General features: G+C 62.4%; 17 protein-coding genes. 4 read left to right on the top strand and 13 right to left on the bottom strand.

What is annotated here, in order from left to right; genetic code table 11:
* The first annotated feature begins 41 nt into the window (after nt 1-41).
* Nucleotides 42-806 (top strand): IclR family transcriptional regulator, encoded by a 765-nt coding sequence (locus PJL15_RS03835; RefSeq protein WP_281449891.1) that lies wholly within the window; start codon nt 42-44, stop codon nt 804-806.
* Nucleotides 807-905: 99 nt separating this feature from the next.
* On the opposite strand, the gene PJL15_RS03830 is transcribed toward PJL15_RS03835, so the two are convergent.
* From PJL15_RS03830 to PJL15_RS03800, 7 genes are all read right to left on the bottom strand, one after another.
* Entirely contained in the window at nt 906-1682 is a 777-nt protein-coding gene (locus PJL15_RS03830; RefSeq protein ID WP_281449890.1) for an IclR family transcriptional regulator, read from the bottom strand.
* A 116-nt stretch (nt 1683-1798) separates the two neighbouring features.
* The gene (locus tag PJL15_RS03825) at nt 1799-3241 is read right to left on the bottom strand and encodes an amino acid permease (RefSeq protein ID WP_281449889.1); all 1443 of its coding nucleotides are present in this window, start codon (nt 3239-3241) and stop codon (nt 1799-1801) included.
* Between the two features lie 176 nt (nt 3242-3417).
* Nucleotides 3418-4107: a response regulator gene (locus PJL15_RS03820; RefSeq protein ID WP_281449888.1), complete on the bottom strand. Its 690-nt coding sequence runs from the start codon at nt 4105-4107 to the stop codon at nt 3418-3420.
* Nucleotides 4104-5393, bottom strand: a complete 1290-nt coding sequence (locus PJL15_RS03815) for a sensor histidine kinase (protein ID WP_281449887.1) — start codon at nt 5391-5393, stop codon at nt 4104-4106. Before PJL15_RS03815 ends, PJL15_RS03820 begins: the two co-directional genes overlap by 4 nt.
* A 26-nt stretch (nt 5394-5419) precedes the next feature.
* Nucleotides 5420-6319: an ABC transporter permease gene (locus PJL15_RS03810; RefSeq protein WP_281449886.1), complete on the bottom strand. Its 900-nt coding sequence runs from the start codon at nt 6317-6319 to the stop codon at nt 5420-5422.
* A gap of 5 nt (nt 6320-6324) precedes the next feature.
* A complete protein-coding gene (locus PJL15_RS03805; protein WP_281449885.1) occupies nt 6325-7266 on the bottom strand; it encodes an ABC transporter ATP-binding protein in 942 nt (313 codons plus the stop codon).
* Between the two features lie 151 nt (nt 7267-7417).
* Nucleotides 7418-8923 carry a bifunctional phosphatase PAP2/diacylglycerol kinase family protein gene (locus PJL15_RS03800; protein ID WP_281449884.1) on the bottom strand — a complete coding sequence of 502 codons (1506 nt, stop codon included), beginning with the start codon at nt 8921-8923 and terminating at the stop codon, nt 7418-7420.
* A 55-nt stretch (nt 8924-8978) separates the two neighbouring features.
* Between PJL15_RS03800 and PJL15_RS03795 the strand changes: the two genes are divergently transcribed.
* Nucleotides 8979-9683 carry a phosphatase PAP2 family protein gene (locus tag PJL15_RS03795; RefSeq protein ID WP_281449883.1) on the top strand — a complete coding sequence of 235 codons (705 nt, stop codon included), beginning with the start codon at nt 8979-8981 and terminating at the stop codon, nt 9681-9683.
* Here the strand turns inward: PJL15_RS03795 and PJL15_RS03790 are convergent.
* The 3 genes from PJL15_RS03790 to PJL15_RS03780 form a co-directional block, all read right to left on the bottom strand.
* A complete protein-coding gene (locus tag PJL15_RS03790) occupies nt 9628-10815 on the bottom strand; it encodes an MFS transporter (protein WP_281449882.1) in 1188 nt (395 codons plus the stop codon). The two genes, PJL15_RS03795 and PJL15_RS03790, sit on opposite strands and share 56 nt — an antisense overlap.
* On the bottom strand, nt 10812-11579 hold the full coding sequence (locus PJL15_RS03785) for a DeoR/GlpR family DNA-binding transcription regulator (protein WP_281449881.1): 768 nt from the start codon (nt 11577-11579) through the stop codon (nt 10812-10814). Before PJL15_RS03785 ends, PJL15_RS03790 begins: the two co-directional genes overlap by 4 nt.
* 321 nt (nt 11580-11900) lie before the next feature.
* Nucleotides 11901-12545 (bottom strand): TetR/AcrR family transcriptional regulator C-terminal domain-containing protein, encoded by a 645-nt coding sequence (locus PJL15_RS03780; protein WP_281449880.1) that lies wholly within the window; start codon nt 12543-12545, stop codon nt 11901-11903.
* A 107-nt stretch (nt 12546-12652) separates the two neighbouring features.
* Between PJL15_RS03780 and PJL15_RS03775 the strand changes: the two genes are divergently transcribed.
* Nucleotides 12653-13030 (top strand): FAD-dependent monooxygenase, encoded by a 378-nt coding sequence (locus PJL15_RS03775; RefSeq protein ID WP_281450016.1) that lies wholly within the window; start codon nt 12653-12655, stop codon nt 13028-13030.
* A complete protein-coding gene (locus PJL15_RS03770; RefSeq protein ID WP_281449879.1) occupies nt 13027-13857 on the top strand; it encodes an FAD-dependent monooxygenase in 831 nt (276 codons plus the stop codon). The genes PJL15_RS03775 and PJL15_RS03770 overlap by 4 nt, the downstream gene beginning before the upstream one ends.
* A gap of 208 nt (nt 13858-14065) precedes the next feature.
* Here PJL15_RS03770 and PJL15_RS03765 read toward each other — a convergent pair whose 3' ends face one another.
* The 3 genes from PJL15_RS03765 to PJL15_RS03755 form a co-directional block, all read right to left on the bottom strand.
* Complete coding sequence (locus PJL15_RS03765; protein WP_281449878.1) at nt 14066-15748, bottom strand: ABC-F family ATP-binding cassette domain-containing protein; 1683 nt, start codon at nt 15746-15748, stop codon at nt 14066-14068.
* Nucleotides 15749-15816: 68 nt separating this feature from the next.
* Nucleotides 15817-17073: an FAD-dependent oxidoreductase gene (locus PJL15_RS03760; RefSeq protein WP_281449877.1), complete on the bottom strand. Its 1257-nt coding sequence runs from the start codon at nt 17071-17073 to the stop codon at nt 15817-15819.
* A 14-nt stretch (nt 17074-17087) separates the two neighbouring features.
* Nucleotides 17088-19067: a penicillin-binding transpeptidase domain-containing protein gene (locus tag PJL15_RS03755; RefSeq protein ID WP_281449876.1), complete on the bottom strand. Its 1980-nt coding sequence runs from the start codon at nt 19065-19067 to the stop codon at nt 17088-17090.
* Between the last annotated feature and the right edge of the window lie 9 nt (nt 19068-19076).

The following is a 19076-nucleotide window of genomic DNA, read 5'->3' as shown; positions in this document are numbered from 1 at the left end:
CCCCGGGCTCGGCGGCCCATTGGGGTAGCTAGAATCAATCCATGTCAAAGACCTCCAGCATGGGCCGCGGCATGATGGCCTTACTCAGCGTTGGGGCGCGTCATGCTGAAGGATTCGACGGCGGTACGGTGGCGGACATTGCTGCCCGCCTGGACAAGGACCGCAGCCAGGTGTCGCGAAGCCTCAAGGGTGCGCAGCAGGAAGGCTTCCTCACAAGGACCGACCAGCGCGAGTACTGCCTGGACTGGTCCATCCTGACGGACGCCCAGTTGGTCACCGAGCAACGGCTGAAAACTGACGGTCTGACGGCCCTGGAGGGCCTCGCCTCCGAGACCAACGAAGCCTGCTTCCTGGGTGTGTTGAGCGGAAACAGCACGGTCACTATTGGTGAGCAGGTGCCCGAGAGCGCCAACCTCGTGGGTTCCTGGCTTGGCCGCCCCTACCCTGCCTATTGCAGCGACGCCGGCCAGGCACTCCTGTGGGATGCGCCTGACGCCGAAGTCCGAAAGATCTTCGATGGGGTTGAATTCGTAAAGCACGGGCCCAATACTCCGGTATCCGTCGACGACCTCCTGGAGCGGCTGACGAAGGCACGCCTGCGCGGCTACTCAATCGTGGACGAAGAAGCGGAGCCGGGACTTTACTCCCTGTCCGCCCCCGTTCGGGATTTCAAGGGCGAAGTTGCCGCGGCCCTGCAGATTGTCGGCCCAAAGTCCCGGCTGGAACCGCAGCGTGACGCTTTCGCCACGGCTCTCGCGGCATGGCGGGACTGGCTCGAGTCCACAGTGGGCGGCCGCCCGGGGTAACCGGTCAGTTCTGAGCCGCGCCAGTTCTGGGCCGGGTCACGTCTGCGCCAGCCAGTTCTGGGCCGGGTCAGGTTTGGGCGGCGTCAATTCTGGGCCGGGTCAATTCTGGGCCGCGGACGCAGCCGCCGTGCCGAGTCGATCGGCCGTGGACTGGAGCACCGACGCGATGTCCGATGCTGCTTTCTCGAGGTCGGCTCGGCTGCCAAGCACGCTGACTGCCGCAACAATGCGACCCCCGCCCGATCGCACAGGAACTGCCAGCTCCCAGATGCCGTGCTCAAATTCTTCGGCAGCAAGGACGAACCCCTGAGGCTTGTCACGGTCCATCAGTGCCGCGACTTCTGCTGCCGAATGCGCTGCTGCCGGGCCGCCGACGCCGATGAAGTTGACTTCGCGGAGCAGCTCTTCGAGCTCCTTGGGCGCGTGGTCCCAGAGCAACGCCCTGCCTGCTCCCGTGCACCAGACAGGAGTCACCATGCCGGGCTTGGCGAAGCCGCCCAGCACAGAGTTGTTGGAGGAAGAGCGAAGCAGGAGTACCCGGACATCGTCACGTACGGAGAGCCTGGACCTCAGCCCGAAAGATGCCACCAGTTCTTCCAGCTCGGCCCTTGATTGGTGGACCCAGCCGGCGTTCAATGAAGCCGCCAACGTGAAGAATCGCGGACCTGTCCGGAATGGACCCCGTTCAACTCGTTCCAGCAATCCAAGATCACACAATTCCTGGGCCAAACGCGAAACACGACTTTGCTCCATGTCCAGTTCAGCAGCCAACTGGGAGACTCCCAGGAGTTGGCGCCCCTGTTTTTCGCGGTCCGTGACCAGCCGGACCAAACGGAGGCCCTGCGCCAACGACGAAGCCTCTGGTGACACATCCACGAATCAGGCTCCTTTCCACCAAGCGCTCACGCCATTCTCACATGGAGGCAGCAGCTCCGGGGGACGGCTGCGCGGCCGGGCAGCGTTGCCCGGCCGCGCGGCCTTTGAAGCGGGGATCAGACCGACTGCTTGACCTTTACCCCACGGCCGTAGCGGAAGTAGTAGTACCCGTAGCAGGCGGCCACGAACGGAATACCGAAGTAGAGGGCCGCGATCTGGGAGGGATCAGAAGCAATACCCACCAGGGAGAGCAGGCAAAGCCCGAAAGCGAGGATCGGGACCACGGGGAAGAACGGTGCCTTGTAGGCAAGATCAGCCACTTGCCCGCCATTGCGGATAAAGGCCCGGCGGTGGAAGAAGTGAGACGCGGTAATGGACATCCAGACTCCGACGACGGCGAAGCCGGCTATGGAGACGAGGGCCAGGTAGACGGTCTCCGCGGCAGCCACGCTGCTAACCAAGGAGGCCAACCCTCCCACCATGCTCACGGAAAGCGCAAGGAGTGGAATTCCGCGCCGGGTGACGCGCTTGAGTGCCTTGGGAGCTTGTCCCTCCTCGGCCAGGGAGTAGAGCATGCGGGCACAGGAGAACAGGCCGCTGTTCCCGGCAGAAAGAAGGGCCGTGATGATCACAAAATTCATGATGTCGGCAGCAAAGGGAATGCCAACTGACGAGAAAACAGTGACGAACGGGCTCTCATCCAAGCCCACCTGGTCAAAGGGAACAGTTGCTGCGATAACGGCGATGGCGCCAACGAAGAAGATGAGGAGGCGGATGACTGTGCTCCGCATGGCCTTGGGGATGCTCCGGGCCGGATCCTTGGTTTCACCTGCCGCAACTCCAATCAGCTCCGAGCCGGAGAATGCGTAGAAGACCGCCAGTGCAGTGACCAGGACGCCGGAAAAACCGTTGGGGAAGAGGCCCGCCGAGGTGTTGAAGTTCTCGAACATGAAGGGGTGGTGATCGGTGTCAGAGAGCGGGTGGAACCCGAACAAGGCCGCGCCGCCAAACACGATCAGCGCAATAATCGCTCCGACTTTGATGATCGAGAACCAAAATTCCGATTCACCAAAGAACTTGGAGGAGAGCGCGTTGAAGCCGAAGAGCATGGCTGCGAAGACCAGGCACCAAACCCACACTTCAACACCGGGGAACCACCGTTGCATGAGCAAGCCGGAGGCCGTGAACTCCGAACCGATTGCCACAGCCCAGCACAGCCAGTAGAGCCACGCCGTGGTGAACCCCGTTGCCGGACCGATGGAGCGGGAAGCATAAATGTGGAAGGCGCCTGAGACCGGGTAGGCAATGGCGAGCTCACCGAGGCAGGCCATCACCAGATAGACCACGAAGGCTCCCACGAGGTAGGCGAGGACTGCGCCCAGTGGACCTGCCTGGGAAATGGTGTAGCCGGAGCTCAGGAACAGACCCGATCCGATCACACCTCCCATGGCGATCATGATCAGGTGCCGCGGCCCCATGGAACGGCGCAGGCCTGTTTCCAAAGGAGCCGGAGGGGCGTCAGCGGGGTGGTCCAGTTTCAGGGGTGTTGATGATTCCATGACTTGTCTCCGATAAGTGACAGATGCGATCGGGACGCCTGGGACTTCCTGGGCGGGGTTGCCGGAGGCGTGCTTGTAGTGACGAAGGTAACACAGAATCGGAGCAAATAGTCATTAAAAACATTTATGAATGCATATAACGCACACTCACATCAGCGCTGAAGTGGCCTCACCGATCAGTAGTCCGGGTTGCTGGGCACCACCAGACCGGTCTCGTAGGCGTAAACCACCACTTGCACGCGATCCCGCAACTGCAACTTGCTCAGGATCCGGCGGACGTGCGTCTTCACTGTCGCCTCGGAAAGGAAAAACTTGTGTGCGATCTCCGCATTGGACAAGCCCTCGGCAATGGTTGTGAGGATCTCGGTTTCACGGGGAGTGAGTTCGCCAAGCAGCGGATCACGATGCGGGGCGGGCGGATGGCCCGGCGCGGCACCGCCGCGAACATACGTCTCCAGGAGCCGTTGCGTGACGCGGGGGGCCACCACAGCGTCGCCGCTCGCCACCAACCGCACCGCATGAACGAGCTCGGCGGGAGCAACGTCCTTGAGCAGGAACGCTGAGGCTCCGGCCTGCAAACCCGTGAAGGCGTACTCATCGAGATCGAATGTGGTGAGGATGATGACCCGCGCGTCGGAACCGGAATCCGAAATACGCCGCGTTGCCTCAATCCCATCCATCGTTGGCATGCGCACGTCCATCAGCACTACGTCGGGCTGCAGCGCTCCCACCTGCCGGACGGCCTCGGCGCCATCGGATGCTTCACCCACTACATGGAAATCCTCTTCGCCTTCCAGAATGAGCCGGAAGCCCATCCTGAGCAGCGGCTGGTCATCCACGAGCAGCACTTTGATGTCATTGGTCATGATTCCCCCTTGTCGCCGTTCCAGCGGAGGTCGGCGTGGACCGCCCAACCTCCCCTTTTTCCTGGACCGGCAGTAACGATTCCAGCATAGATTCCAGCACGTTCATTCATTCCGGCGATCCCAAGCCCAGTGCCCAGGCTGCCTATCGATTCGCTGCCACCATCCCGGGTGCCGCGACCGTCGTCGAGGACGTCAATGGTGACCAGATCGCCGTCGCGGGTCACTTGCACGTCCACCCGGCTCAGCGAGCGTCCATAGCGCAGCACGTTCGTCAGGGATTCCTGCACGATTCTGTAGACGGTGAGCTCGAAAGCCGGATCGGCCGGCAGGGCCGGGCCGGTGTGGGCATAATGCAGCGGCAGGCCCGCCGTGCGGAAACCCTCCAGGAGCTTGGCAAGGTTGTGCCCGGACTCGAGCGGGGTCAGTGGGGCCGGTCGTCCCGAATCATCGCGCAGGACCCCCAAAACGCGGCGCATGTCCGCCAACGCGGTGCGTCCCGTTCGCGAGAGTTCACCGAGAACCTCACCGGCGCGTTCCGGATCCTTCTTGACCACAACTGCCGCGCCGTCCGAGAGACTGATCATCACCGTCAAGGAGTGGGCGACGACGTCGTGCATTTCGCGTGCAATGCGGTTGCGCTCGGTGACCTTGCCCAGCCGTGTGGTCCGGGCAGCCCACGCGGCGATTTCCGCTTCGTGTTCCCGGCGCTGGCGAACCGAAACGCCAATGCCCGTTGCCAGCAGGTTCGACAACATGATGGTCACGGCAGTAGCAATGTTGTTGATGAGGTGGAAGTTTTCCGGGACGTCCTGCAGCGTGTCCATCTGGGCCGGACTTGTCCACATGAACAGGTACAGAAGGCTCAAAGGCAGGCTTGCCGCAACGAAAACAACAAAAGTAATCCGGCGCCTCCGGAGCGACGCAACGGCGTAGAGCGCGAACCAGAGCCCCGCCGAAACGTTGGAGCCCCATGGGTTCAGGATGGTGGCCGAAATTTCCAAGAGGGCGACGGCGAGAACCACCTGCAGCGGGAACTGCCGCCTGAAAACCAAAGCCAGGGCAATCAGAAGGAGGATCGCCACCACCAGCCATTTACCCTCAGCTATCGAGGGGATGATGGTGGGCAATGCCAGCAGCACGTAGCAGAGCACCACCACGGCATCCATGGCCCGGGGACGCTTGAAGAAGAAACGCCGGATCCTGCCTCGACGGCGCTGGGCAATTTCAGCGAAGGACGCGTCGGCCACAACGGCCGACGCGTCCTTCGTCTGTGGAGCTTCAGTCATGGATTGAGCCTAGACGGCACGCCGACTTAGACGTCGCGCTTCTTGATGACGATCATGGCCGGGATGAGGAACACCAGCACATAGCCCAGGAAGATCAGGCCACCCTGCCACGGGTCGATTACGCCATCGGTGTGCCCGATGGAGAGAAACCTGCCACCGGCTTCACTGGGGATGTACTGGGGTACGTACTTCCAGAAGTCGCCGGGTACCAGGGACAGGAAGCCCGACGCGATCGACAGGACAAAGAACAGCGCGACGAGCACGGTAACTCCACCGGCGGAGTTGCGCAGAAGCGTTCCCAGCGACAGTCCGATCAGCGCAACACCGGCAACATACAGGCCACCGGTGAAGATGCTGTACATCACGCCCTCCGTGGACCACGTCAGATCAATGTCGAGGCCCTGGAAGACGGGCATGGCGATCAGGAACGTGAGCACCGCGGCCACGGTGGTGATGACATAGGAGATGACTACCAGAAGCAAAGCCTTGGCCGCGAAGGCCGGAATGCGCTTGGGTACCGCGTTCATTGTTGAACGGATCATGCCCGTGGCGTACTCGGAAGAGATGAAGAGCACGGCGAGGGAGCCAAGGACCAAGGTGCCGATCTGGATGCCGGCGTTGGGCAGGTTGTAAAGGTCAAAGCCGGAACCTGGCGGGAAGGACTTCGTCAGCATCTCCGCGGTGACCGGCTGGCCGGCCTCCTTGGCCTGCTTGATCATCTGGTCCAGGAAGGTGAAACGGATCAAGACGGCAAGGGCGCCGACACCCACTGTGGCAACAAGTGTCAGAGCGAGCAGGATCACGGTGGACGTCAACGAACGGAGCTTGATCCACTCGGACTTGACCACTCCCCCAAAAGTAACGCCGCGGACACCGGCCGATGCGTGGGCCGGAGTATTGGTGCGGTTTTCAGTCATGGTGCTCATTGTCCTTAGTTTCCTTCCTGCGCGGCAGGGACAGGTTCACCGGACATGTGGGAGTGGTATTCCACTTCGTCCTTGGTGAGATTGAAGTAGGCATCCTCAAGGGAGGAAACCTGCGGCGTCAGTTCGTAAACCAGCACGTTGTTGTCCAAAGCGACCTGGGCGATCTCGCGCGGCTGCAGGCCCACGACTTCAAGGGTTTCGGTTTGGCTCTGGTCTACCCTGACGCCGTCGCCAACAAGCAAGGCCGACAACTGGCTTGCAGCTGAGGTGCGAACCAGGGTCTTGGCTTGCTGGGCGCCGGCGATGATGTCCTGCACGGGAGCATCCGCGATGATCCTGCCCCGGCCGATCACGATCAGGTGGTCAGCGGTCTGTGCCATTTCGCTCATCAGGTGTGAGGAGAGGAAAACGGTCTTTCCCTGGCTGGCCAAGTACTTGACCAGGTTGCGCACCCACAGAACGCCTTCAGGATCCAAGCCGTTGACGGGCTCGTCCAGAATGAGGGTTTGGGGGTCACCCAACAGCGCGGCGGCGATGCCGAGGCGCTGGCCCATGCCCAGCGAGAATCCGCCGGCTTTCTTCTTCGCCACGGCCCCGAGCCCGGTCATTTCAATGACTTCGTGAACGCGGGCGGTTGGAATGCTGTGCGTTGCGGCCATGGCCAACAGGTGGTTGTACGCACTGCGGCTGGTGTGAACGGCCTTGGCATCCAGCAATGCGCCCACCTGGTGAAGGGGAGCCTTGTGCTGGGCATAGTGCAGGCCATTGACCGTGACATCTCCCGACGTGGGAGAGTCCAATCCCATGATCATGCGCATCGTGGTGGACTTACCGGCACCGTTCGGGCCAAGGAAGCCCGTCACCCGTCCAGCTTGGACAGTGAAACTGACGCCGCCGACGGCAGTCTTTTGGCCGTAGACCTTGGTCAGGCCTTTTGCTTCGATCATGGAAGCGTTCCCTCCTCGGAGCACGTGAACGTGCAGGTGAGTTTTGAATGTACTCACAACGCTACTCAGGGAGGGCGCGTAATTCGCCTGTCTCAGGGATGATTCAGGGTTCAGTCAGGGTAATCCTCCCGGATGACCCCCAGGGGCCGTCCTACCCGGCAACCGGCAGCGGCGAATAGACCCGGAGAACCCGGGGCTTGACGGTAAAGGTGGCTTTCCGGACACCGGGCTTAGGTTCACCGTCCACGGCCAGCACAAGGGGTTGTCCGATAGCTTCCACGGTGATGTCCGTGGCCTCAGTGAGGTGCGTGACCTTGGACGCAGTCACTGTGCCGGTGATAACTGCCCACAACAGTCGGGCGCGCGCAAAAGGCTCGTCCGCGGTGATCATCCGGAGGTCGAACACGCCATCGTCCAGCACTGGCCTGCGAAGCGGGGCATGGTCGCTGGGATAGAACCTTCCGCGACCCATGTAAAGGATCCAGAGTTTGTGCCGCTGGCCATTTACCAACAGGGTGGTGGGCGAGTTCACGCCGAATGTCCGCAGTGATGCCACCACACTTGCGAGCGGCTTGCCCATGGCGGGCTGGAGCCGCTCACGCCGCCGGACCAGGTTGGGATACACGCCCACGCTGGCAGTATTCAGCATGGCCAGTTCCGAGATTTCCGGCGAGTCAGGCAGGCCGCGCTCCACCACAACGCGGCCCAGGTCAACCGATGCCGCGTAACCATTGCCCAGCGCATCAAGGACGTCGTCGATGGACCCTGCGCCAAGGTCGCGGGCAAAATGATTGAGCGTCCCGCCCGGAAGGACAGCCAGAGGCAGTGAATGCTCGACGGCGGCGGCAGCGGCCGCACCCACCGTTCCGTCACCGCCCCACACACCCAGCGCCACGGTCCCGGGCCGGGTTGCCGCGGCATTGACTTCTTCCGCAACATCCTCACCCTCGGAGATCTCGCGTATATACGCCTTGGGGAATATCTCTCGGAGAAGTTCGCCGGTTTCGGGGGAGTATGACCCACCGAGGACGTTGACTGCGATACTCAGCCCTTCGCCGTCGTGAATCGCTGGCACTTCCGCCGGCGTGCGGCGCGGGGACGGCTCCGCTGGCCTGGCCGGCCACCACTTGCGGGTGAGGAGCGCAGCGCCGGCACCCAAAGCGGAACCGAAGACAACATCCGAGGGCCAGTGGGCGCCCGTGTGGACACGCGAGTAGGCAACTCCGACGGCGATGGGAGCCAAGGCCACACCAATCGCAGGCGAGACGATGCCCGCACCCACCGCGAAGGCCACGGCGGACGCTGAATGGCCGGACGGCATGGAGGAACTCGTGGGCTGCGGGTTCACGAACCGGAAAAGTGGAAGGTGCTCAGGAAGCGGGCGCCTCCGCGGCAATGCCCGCTTGAAAATGACGTTGGTAACGCCGGAGGCAACGCCCAGGGCGAGCAGTCCATGAAGCGCCGCCCTTCGGGGCCTGCCCGGCACCGTTGCCATGATTCCGGCGATACCGAACCAGAGTTTTCCCTTGGTCGCTGCCGAGGAGAGCCTGCGGAAGAAGACGTCGTGGTCTCCTTGCGGTTGCCGGGAAACAGCCCGCACCAGGAAGTGGTCGAGTTTCACAACACGTTTGGGGCCTTTGCCCACGAAGCCTCGCATCCCCTCACAGTATCGCCTGCCGGTACTGTGAGGCCGCCATGGCTACGATGAGTTGATGATTCGCGTCCTGACTCCGCACAGGCAGCCGGATAGGCAGCTGGTCGCCTCCGGGCTGCTGCTGTTGGGCGCCTTCGCGGTTCCGGGGATCATGATCCTGGTCGGACAAGGCGATCCGGCCTTCAACCGAGTGGACACGTGGTGGCAGGCCTACTCCTTCACGTTGCACACGACTTTTTGGGACGGTGTGAACGGAGTCCTCAACTGGGTGGGCTACGTGGGAATGCTGTCGTGCCACGCTGTGCTGGCACTCGTGCTGCTCATCTGGAACCGTCCGAGGACAGCTGCTTTCGTTACGGTGTCCGGGGTAGTCGCCCTGGCGCTCACCCAGCTGGCCAAAGCCGTGGTTGGCCGCGCCCGTCCTGAGGGGGCCAAGGTCCTGACCGACACTGGTTCATACCCTTCGGGGCATGTATCTGCCACCACAGCCCTGCTGTTGGTGCTTGCGTTCCTCGTTGGCCGCTGGTGGATGTCATCACTGGCAGCTTTGGGAGTCATCGCCATGATGATCAGCCGCACCTATCTGTCCGCACACTGGCTGAGTGACGTTCTGGGCGGTGCCTGTCTCGCGGCAGCCGTAGTGATTCTGATGTGGTGGCGTTTCCGCGATGCATGCATCCAAGAGAATATGAATGCCGGCACCACGACTATTTGGGCGGCAAGGGCTTCGCGACGCCGGCGAGCAGGAGAGCAAGCACAATAGGCGCGCCAATGGCCAGCAGTGCCAAGTGGATCCCGGTCTGGTCACCCAGGTAACCCAGCAAAGGTGGACCCGCCAGGAACGCGATGTAGCCGATGGTCGACACCACCGAGACCCGGGCGGCAGCGTGCTTGGGATCGTCAGCGGCGGCGGACATACCCATGGGGAAGGCCAGCGCCGCCCCAATGCCCCAGAGAGCCGCACCGATGCCGGCCACAACCACGTTGCCGGCGAAAACGAACAGCGCCAGGCCCAAGGCAGCGGCGGCCATGCTGGCGCGGAGAACCGTCACCCGGCCGAACTTATCGATCGCCTTGCCGCCCAGGAACCGCATGACGGTCATGGCCAGGACAAACAGGGCGAACAGCAAGGCCCCGGTGGACTCCGAGGAACCCAACCCATCCACCGCGGCTTTGGCAATCCAGTCATTGCCCGCACCTTCGGTGAGGGTCGCACCCAAAACCACGACGCCGATGAGCAGCGTCCTGCCGTCCCGCCAAGCCGTGGGACCCTTCTCAGCCGTCCCGCCGCCGTCGTCAATTTCCACCGCTTCGTGCGGAAGGAAGAAGCGGGGGACCGTCAGCGCCAAGGCGACCGCAATGGCGGCAATGACCAGCAGGTGTTCCGGCAGGCCAACCCCTAGTTGGGAAAGCCCGGCGCCAATCAGCGCGCCCAGGAAGGCGCCACCACTGAAAGCGGCGTGGAATTGCGGCATGATGGTTCGCCCAAGCCGGTGTTCCACGTCAGCACCCTCGATGTTCTGAGCAACATCCCACAGGCCGATACCAATGCCGAAGAAGAAGAGGGCCACCGCCGTCGCAGGCACCGAAGCAGCCATCAGCGAGAAGGCTATGGCCGCGCCGGCCACTCCCACCACGATGCCAGCCACGCGAACAGTGTTCGCAGTACCGATCCTGCCCACGACCCAACCCGCCGACGGCAGCGCCAGCAGGGAGCCGACCGCGGTGCAGAGCAAAAGCGTGCCCATTTGGCCGGACGTCAGGCTGAGGGCCTCGGTCACTGCCGGAATACGGGCAGCCCAACTGGCGAAGACCAAACCATTCATGCCGAAGATCAGGAACGTCGCCACTGCCGCAGCGTTGACGTTGGTGGTGCTTCTGGTGTTGGTGGTCATGCAATCACAACTTCCACGGAGAGTTTGTTCAGTCGGGCAAGGTCTTCGGGGGACGGTTTGAGGTCCGTTACGATCACATCCACGCTGTCCATGGCTGCAACCAGGGCTCTTGCGCTGGCATTCCATTTGCTTGCCGCGGCAGCGACGATCACCCGCGCTCCCGATTCCAGTCCGGCGCGCTTCACGGCGGCGTCGTCGAGGTCGTGCGCAAGGAGCCCGTCCTTCAGGTTGAGCGCGCAGGGAGTCACGACGGCGGTGTCGAACCTCAGGGAGCGAATATTGGCTTCCGCCATTGGACCCCGGAAAGACTGCTCACCGGTCGTGAGGCGGCCGCCGGGGAGGATGAGCTCGGGTGCACGTCCGTCCTTGGATTGCGTCAGGGCCTCAACGCTGTAGAGGGACATGGGCATCACAGTAAGTTCACGTTTGCTGAGTCTTCGTGCGACTTCCGTAGCCGTGGAGCCGCTGTCCAGCCAGACATGCTCGCGGTCCCGGATTAGTCCTTCCACGGCTTTGGCTATGCGGGCCTTGGCGTCTTGGTCTTCCAACTCGCGCTGGCCATAGCCCGGATTTTCGCCGCGTGCCAGCAAACTGCGTGCGCCGCCGTGCACCCGTTTGAGGACACCGTTGGCTGCAAGGATCTCGAGGTCGCGGCGGATCGTGGCCCCTGAAGCTCCCGTGGCGGAGACGAGTTCGTCGACAGATACTTCTTCTTTCCCACGCAGCAGCTCGCCGATGAGCCGGTGGCGGTCAGTGGTTCCCATGCCACCACCGTAACAGGGATGTGCTCACTTAATCATGTTGAGTGATCATTTGCGCACTTCCGATCCTCTCTCACCTAAACCCCCTTAAACGCGAACGCTCTCGCAGTCGAGTGCTGGGGCACAGGTTTCCAAACGGTTCCCAGCTCGATGGCGCCAGATGGTCGCCAGGCAGCCAAGATAGTGAGGTGCGAGGGACCATCCGGTCGGAACCGAACTCGTACTTGGTCCAGGTCGAGGGCCGACCGTGGCATCTCACAGGTTAGGGAATATGAGCACCGCCCGTACGCTGAAACCTGACGCTCCCTTCCAGGTCAGCCACCCCTATGAGGTGCGATGGCTGGCGCGAATGCCGTTGAGGATTACCTGCATGCCGGACTCAAATTCATTGTCCGGGGTGCTACTCGCACTTTCCGTCATCAGTTGTGCAGTGAGCGGGTACCGTTGCATGTCGATCCCTTCAACGATGCGCCCGGATTGATAAGGCCCACCGCCGGAATAGTCGGCGCCAGCGCGCGCCTGTTCCTCTATGCAGAAGCTCAGAACGTAATGGGTCAACGCGGAGACGCCGCCTGCGGCATCCCGCAGGCCGAACCCCGAGTCTTGCATCGTACGCAGGATCAATTCCGAGGTCCGTGCCATCGCCGGATGGTTTACATAGGTACCCGCGAAAACGCGTGCGCCGTCCCTGTAGCGAAGCAACGTCTGCCTCAAGGACCGCATATAGTCCGCGAGCCACACCTCCCACGTGGTTTCCCGACGAGGCGCCTCCAAGTCCTGCGTTGCCTCGACGAACATGAGCGTGGCCATAGCGTCGAGGAGTTCCTGCTTGTCCCTGACGTGTCCATAGATCGCCGAAGCTCCCACACTGAGCTCTCTTGCGAGCATTCGCATGGTTAGTCCGTTGAGCCCAACATCGGCCAACATGCTCAGCCCTGCCTTGGCAATCACGTCAGGATTGAGTCCCATCACGTGCCTTTCCGTAGGTTCCACTTGACAAGATAACACCGTTATCTTCATAGTGAACAACGTTCGTATTTGGAGAACAGTGTTCATATAGGAGATTCAGAGTGACTATGCGCGTATTGATTTCAGGAGCAAGCATCGCAGGACCCGCACTGGCACATTGCCTGCTCGGCCACGGGTTCGACGTGACCATTGTCGAGAAGGCGCCGCAATTGCGCCCGGGCGGTCAGGCCGTGGATATACGTGGGCCCGGCAAAGAAGTCCTGCGAAGAATCGGCCTCGACCAACCCGTCCGCGCTGCCCGCACATCCAGTCGAGGAATGTCCCTGGTGGATAAGGACAACAGAGAACGGGCACAACTGCGGGCCGACATGTTCGACGGCGACGGCCCCATCGCCGAGACCGAATCCTTCGCGGTGACCTGGCGTCTCTCTTGCATGAGGCCACCGGGCACCGCGCTGAATACGTATTCGGCGAGCAAATCGTGAGCATAGAGCAGACGAAAGACATGGCCGTGGTTGGATTTTCAAGCGGTCGAAGGGACTCATACGACATCGTGATTGGCGCGGATGGGCTGCACTCAGGCGTGCGGTCTTTGGTGTTTGGTCCAGAGCAGCAATACGTGCGTGACCTTGGTTACCTGACCGGGCTGTTCACCGTGCCAAACCGTCTCAAGTTGGACAGTTGGATGCTGGGCTACGTCGAGCCGAACTATTCCGCCGGGGTCCATAGCATCAGGAATAACTCCGAGGCGATGGCCGCGCTCAGCATGCCAGGTGATCGTTCAGATTACGACCATCGCGATATCCGATCTCAGAAAGCACTCCTGCGTAAGCACATGAGTCACATGGCATGGGAAGTTCCATGGCTCCTTGATCAGATGGATGAAGCAGAGGATTTCTACTTCGCCTCCTGCAGTCAAGTACATATGCCGACTTGGTCAGCTGGCAGGATTGCACTCCTCGGCGATGCCGCATTCTGTCCCTCTCCAACCTCAGGACAGGGCACGACCTTGGCAATAGTCGGCGCCTACGTCTTGGCGGGAGAACTAGCCGAAGCCGGCAGCTACGCAACAGCCTTCGCCCAGTATGAGACGAAGATGAGAAAGTACGTGACCGCAACGCAAAAGATGGGTGCGGATAATGCCAAACACTTCATCGCCCAAAGCCGTTTCCAGGTCTGGATGCAGCAGCAAATACTGCGCGCTCTGCCACACCTTCCGGGCAAAGCTCTGATGATGCGCAAAACGATGCAGATCATCAACGGCATCGACCTACCGGTTTACCCAAAGATGGTCTTGAACTTGGGAACCTAAGCTATTGATGGTCCGGACTGCGACAACCGCCTGCTGCCCTCGGAACCGGACCAGCCCAGGGTGGGCAGACCTCACACTTATCCGGACGGGCAAGCGAGTTACGGGGCGAGCGACGACCTGAACACCCCGGCAGATGCAAGAGCGTTGGCTTGAAGGGGGTGGAATGTGCGAGAGCGTTCCCTTGAAAGGGGAGTTTGGTGAGAGACGGTTAGCGGGCGCGCTCCACCCGCTTCTCGTCCCACACGGGCTCTTCCGACTCGTAGACCTTGCCATCGGACCCGAAAATCAGGAAGCGGTCGAAGGACTTGGCGAACCACCGGTCGTGTGTGACCGCCAGGACCGTGCCTTCAAACGCGTCGATGGCCCGCTCCAGAGCCTCGCCCGAGTGCAGGTCCAGGTTGTCGGTGGGCTCATCCAACAAAAGGAGCGTGGCACCGGAAAGCTGGAGCAGCAGGATCTGGAAACGCGCCTGCTGGCCGCCGGAGAGGGACTCGTATTTCTGCTCCGACTGACCGGCCAGGCCATAGGAATCCAAGGCTCCAGCGGCGGATTCGCGGGGGAGGCCCGAGCGGTGTTCGTCGCCCCGGTGCAGGATCTCCAACAGGGTACGGCCAAGCAGATCTGGACGGACATGCGTCTGCGCGAAGAACCCGGGCCGGATGCGTGCGCCCAGTTTCACAGTTCCTTCGTGCGGCACTTCCGCGATGACGACGTCGGACACGGGCAGGTGCTCGCGCTCCGGGTCGGTGCCACCGGTGGCGAGCAGGCGCAGGAAGTGGCTCTTGCCCGAGCCGTTGGAACCCAGCACGCCAACACGGTCACCGAACCAGATCTCCGTGGAAAACGGCTTCATGAGTCCCGTCAGTTCCAGCTTCTCAGCCACGACGGCGCGCTTGGCAGTCCGGCCGCCCTTGAGCCGCATCTTCACGTTCTGCTCGATGGGCAAGGCCTCGGGCGGTCCTGCCTCGAGGAACTTGGCCAGGCGGGTCTGCGCTGCCTGGTACCGGTTGGCCATGTCGGAGCGGAAGGCGGCCTTGTTCTTGTACATATTGACGAGTTCTTTGAGCTTGATGTGCTCCTCGTCCCAGCGCTTGCGGAGTTCTTCGAAGCGGGCGTTTCGGTCTGCCCGGGCCTCGACGTAGGATCCAAAGCCGCCACCGTGGATCCAGGCACCGGCACCGTTGATTCCCGGTTCCAATGTCACGATGCGGCCGGCCGCGTTATTCAGGAGCTCCCGGTCGTGGCTGATGAAGAGCACTGTTTTCTTGGACTCGTTGAGCTTGCCCTCGAGCCAACGCTTGCCGGGCACATCAAGGTAGTTGTCCGGCTCGTCCAGGAGCAGCAGCTCATCCGGTCCGGCAAAGAGCGCCTCGAGCACAAGGCGCTTCTGCTCGCCACCGGACAGAGTGGAAGCACGCCGGAACTGGGCTTTGTCGAAGGAAATCCCCAGTGCAGCCATGCACACTTCGTCCCACACGGTCTCGACGTCGTATCCACCGGCGTCGCCCCAGTCCACGATCGCTTGGGCATACTTCATCTGCGTGGGCTCGTCGTCGTGCTCCATCATGGCCAGCTCGGCTTCTTCCACCGCTTTGGCCGCTGCTGCGAGCCCGGCCTGTGCAGTGGAGACGAGGAGGTCGCGGACGGTGGACTCGTCGCGGACCTGTCCCACGAACTGCCGCATGATGCCCATGTTTCCGGAGCGGCCCACGGCGCCTTCGTCGGGCGTGAGGTCCCCGGAGATGATCTTGAACAGCGTGGTCTTGCCGGTTCCGTTGGGTCCGATCAGGGCTGTTTTTGTGCCATCGGGGACCTTGAAGGTCACGCCGTTGAGCAGCTGGGTGCCGTCGGAGAGGAAGTAGTCGATGCCGGAAACGTCAATATGGGCCACGTTTCAATCCTCCCATGCCGGGCTATTCACGCCCGACGGCGGCAATCGCCTTGGGGGACGACGCGCCGCTAGGGCTGTCGCCGGGCAAAGTCCGGGGCGTGCTCGGGTCGCGGCCCGAAGGCGATCATTCGGGCGGGGAGCCTGGAAAATCCGGGCAAGCGACGAGCCATCAGGACCAGGAGCTTGGGCGGTTTGGGCTGCTTGCCTGCCATGACCTTGGCAAAGACCACGCGATGCAACAGCCGCTGGAACGTTTGAACCACCACCGTAGGAAGCCACCGCCGCTTCTGGACTGCGGCGAGGTGGCCGTCGTCGAGCGTTTCACTCAGCAGAGGGGCCGCAATGATGCGCGCGGCCGCAACCGCGTCCTGCACCGCGAGGTTGATTCCTACGCCTCCCGCCGGCGACATGGCATGGGCTGCGTCGCCAATCAAGAGGAGCCCCGGTTGATGCCAACGGGCCAGCCGGTTGAGCTTGACGTCCAGCAGATGGAGCTCGTCCATGGACCTGATGTGGCCCACCCGGTCGGCCAGGTCCGGCCTAAGCCGCGCAACCCTTGCCCGGAAGGCCTCCACGCCTTCGGCCCGGAGCTGGGCGTCCAAGCCTTTCGCGGCAAGATAGGCGATCTGGTGATAATCCTTGCGGGTCAGGCTCAACAGAACGTCGGATCTGCCGAAGCGTGGCGCGATGGATGCCACGGGCTCGTCCTCATCGGGAGTGCGGGGGAGCCGGAACCACCACGTGTCGAAAGGTACCGGGTATTCGTGCGGAACCATTCCGGCCTGCCGCCGCAGCACGGACCCACGACCATCGCACGCTACCGTCAACGACGCCCGCAGTTCGCCGCCGCCCACCGTGGCACCCGTCAGCGGATCCCGGGTGCTGTACCGGACGCCGGTCACCACCCCCGCTGGGTCCCGCAGCAGGTCCGTGACCTCGGTATTCATCCGCAGGGTAAACGTGGGTTCCTGCTCGGCAGCAGCCACCAGGAAATTCAGCAGGTCCCACTGAGGAACCATTGCCACATAGTTATATGGCTCTTTCAGGAGTCCGAAATCGGCAAGCACCACTGAATCTCCGCCAGCAACAGGCAGACGAAAATTCTCGAGCTTGCTTTGCGGAAGTGCCCGGAAGCCCTCCCCGAGACCCAACTCGTCCAGCAACCGGATGGTGGATGCATGGACGGTATCGCCCCTGAAATCCCGGAGGAAGTCCGCGTGCTTCTCCAGAACAGTGACCTGCACGCCGGCCCGGGCAAGGAGCAGCCCCAGCATTATTCCGGCCGGACCCCCGCCGGCCACCACACACTGGGTACTGCTTTCCATGGTTCTCCTCCGGATCAGCCCGCCGCGGTAAGGAACGATTTCAGGAGCGGTCCACTGGTGGTGGCACCCAAGCCGCCGTCTTCCACGAACACCGCGACCGCAAGGTCCCCGTGGGTGGCAACAATCCATGCGTGCGTCTTTGGCGGGTTTTCATTGCCGAATTCTGCCGTTCCCGTCTTCGCACCAACGGGAGCACCCGGCACCGAGGCAAGGAAACCGGCGTGGCCGGACGTTACTACTGCCCGCATCATGTCAGCCAGCGACGCCGCTTCTTCCTTGGTGATGGGCTTGGTGGAGGCCGGCGAGGCCGGGAGCGCGCTGGCTGATGCGGAATCGGGCGACGGCGTGGCGGAGCCACTTTCGGTGGGCGTGGCACTGGATGTTGCGGCACCGGCCGGGACCGCATCAGCATTGAGCACCAGCTGCGGGGAAACGGGAGCACCGTTGGCGACGGAAGCTGCCATGACTGCGGCCGAGAGCGGCGAGAAGAGCACCTTGCCTTGACCAATCATGGAAGCGGCGTGTTCGGTACCCTCGGCAGATCCGGGGACGGAGCCCAGGAACGCATCTGCACCAAGCTTGGGGGCTTCAACTGCCACACCCAGGGCCTGGGCCGCGGACTCCAGTTGGTCCTGGCTGACGGTATCGCGCGCATTGATGAAGGCGGTGTTGCAGGAGTGTGCAAACGCGTCCCGCAAAGCAACAGATCCCAGTGAGCTTTCGGGGTATCCCTCGGCGTTCTTGAAGGTACGTCCGTCAACAGTCACGGTCGGTGGGCACTCCACCTTGGAATCAGGAGTTGCGCCATTCCGGAACATCGCCAGGGAATCAACCATCTTGAAGGTGGAGCCTGGGGCGTACTGGCCCAGCATTGCCGTGTTGTAGCCGTTGCTCCCGGGCCCGGAGGCGGCAGCAAGCACAGCACCGGTTGAAGGCCTGAGCGCCACAATGGCCGACGCCGGTCCAACTCCGGCCAGGGTTTCCTCCGCAAGCTGCTGCAGTTTCAGGTCCAGGGTGGTCTTGAGCGTAATGCCGGGTGCGGGGAGGGACGAGAAGAACACCTTGGTCCCCGGCGTCTGCCCCTCAGTCTTGGCGCTGGCAATAACCTCGACGCCGTCCTTGCCGCGCAGCAGGGTGTCGTATTTCTGCTGCAGGCCACCAGTTCCAGTGGTGTCGCCGGCGCGCAGTGCACCGTTGGACTTCTCAATCTGCTCGGCACTGGCCTGCCCGACGCTCCCGAGCAGCGCCCGCGCGAAGGTCCTCGTTGGTGCCAGGGCCATCGAGTCCAGGATGCTGGAGCCACCGGGAATGGCCTGGATCTTGGCCTCGGTGATCTCGGGCGTGTACGCCCGAAGAACCAGGCCTTCCACGAACGCCTGCGGGCCCGAAGCTGCTACTTGCTTGGCATACTCTTCAACGTCCAGTCCGAGCAATGCAGCCATGGCACGCGCGGAGGCATCCGCTTGTTCCGCAGGAATCTTGGTCTTGTCGATGCCAACCCGGAACACGGGACGGTCCTCCACGATCGGGGCATCGCCCGCGCCGAGGATCTGTCCACGCTGGGCGGGAACGGTTTTGACGGACAATGTCTCGCCGTCGGAGAGTTCGGGGGCAAGCAGGGTCGGGCTCCATTGCACAGCCCATTTGTCGCCGGACTTCTTCAAGGTGGCCTCGGAGCTGTACTCCCACTTGGCCGACCCGATGTTCCAGCTGTAGTTAAGGGGGAAAGTGGCGGTATCGCCGTCGAGCTTTACCTGGCCCGATTCAACCGCCGGCTTGGCGTCGAGTCCCTCGAACACCGCTTTTAGTTCCTCATTTGCCGCGCCGGCATCCTTGCCCGCCACGGTGAGCTGTCCGACGTCGAGCGCTGACAGGGAGGATGCCAGCTGCTTGGCTGCACCTTCCGCGCCTGAGCGTCCGTCATCGCATGCGGTCAGTGAGCCTGCCATCACTATGGTGGCCAGACCAATGATCAAAGTACGTGCTTTCCCCATTTGCCACAT

It is taken from the genome of Paenarthrobacter nitroguajacolicus (assembly GCF_029952445.1).
GTDB lineage: Bacteria > Actinomycetota > Actinomycetes > Actinomycetales > Micrococcaceae > Arthrobacter > Arthrobacter nitroguajacolicus_B.
The sequence above is the reverse complement of the archived record's forward strand: the minus strand, read 5'-3'. Positions and strand labels throughout refer to the sequence as shown.